General features: G+C 32.8%; 1 protein-coding gene and 1 rRNA gene. Both read left to right on the top strand.

Annotated features, from left to right (window positions below; translation table 11 throughout):
• Nucleotides 1–109, top strand: a 5S ribosomal RNA gene (rrf, locus tag H8911_RS12125); the annotation flags it as partial.
• Between the two features lie 60 nt (nt 110–169).
• On the top strand, nt 170–1,027 hold the full coding sequence (locus tag H8911_RS12120) for an aminotransferase class IV (RefSeq protein ID WP_117926863.1): 858 nt from the start codon (nt 170–172) through the stop codon (nt 1,025–1,027).
• Nucleotides 1,028–1,233: the final 206 nt, after the last annotated feature.

Here is a 1,233-nt window from a genome sequence, read left to right as displayed (position 1 = left end):
TGGCGATAGCAAAGTGGACACACCTGAACTCATCCCGAACTCAGAAGTTAAGCACTTTCACGGCGACAATAGTTGGGCTTGCCCCTGCGAAGATAGCTAGCTGCCGGGTCCTTTTTTTTGCCTTTTTTGTATTTTGGCCTATAATATACTTGAAAGAAAAGAGGATATTATGAAGAACTTAGGCTTTTACAATGGAAAAATAGATGAATTAGAAAATATGCAAGTTCCAATGTTGGATCGTGCTTGTTATTTTGGAGATGGTGTATACGATGCATCTTATGCAAATAATCATACAATTTTTGCACTTCAAGATCATTTAAATCGTTTTTACAATAGTGCAAAACTTTTAAATATTAACATTCCATATAAAAAAGAGGAATTACAAGATTTATTAATTGAATTAGTAAATAAAGTAGATTCACCAACACAGTTTGTATATTGGCAGGTTTCAAGAGGAACAGGTATTAGAAATCATATTTATCCTGAAGACATGAAAGGTAATTTATGGGTTATGATTACGCCAAAGCCTTTGGCAGACCCAAATAAAGAGATGTCTGTTGTTACCATGGAAGATACACGATTCTTTCATAATAATATTAAGACGATTAATTTAATTCCTGCAGTAATGTATTCAACAGAAGCACATAATCATGGTTTTGATGAGTGTATTTTACATAGAGGACCAGATCGTGTTACAGAATGTGCTCATAGCAATGTATCTATCTTAAAGGATGGCTGCTTTATAACTGCACCTTGTGATGAATATATTTTGCCTGGTATTGCCCGTAAACACTTGTTAGAAGCTTGTACGGCCTTAAATATTCCGTATGAAGAAAAAGTTTATTCTTTGCAAGAGTTATTTGATGCGGATGAAATAATTGTATCTAGTAGTACACACATTTGTCGTCGAGTAAAAATGGTAGATGGTAAACTATTTGTTGGGAAGGATTCATCAACATTTAAAAAGTTACAGGATTATGTATTTAATGAATTTTATGAGTATACAAACGCAAAACGTATTGATTAATTAAGCTGGCAGAATGCCAGTTTTCTTTTAAAACTAAGATGAAAGCGTATACAGTGAAAAATATGAAAAAAATAAAAAAAACATTTGACGAAGCGAAAAGTATTTGGTAATATAGATGAGCACTGCTGAGGTGCAGATGATCTTTGAAAACTGAACAGGAAATAAAAATACAAACTAAAACGTCAATTTCGAAACAAACAAACAAA

Origin of the sequence: Holdemanella hominis (genome assembly GCF_014306155.1) — a bacterium.
Taxonomy (GTDB): domain Bacteria; phylum Bacillota_I; class Bacilli_A; order Erysipelotrichales; family Erysipelotrichaceae; genus Holdemanella; species Holdemanella hominis.
This window is presented reverse-complemented; position numbering and strand designations above follow the sequence as displayed.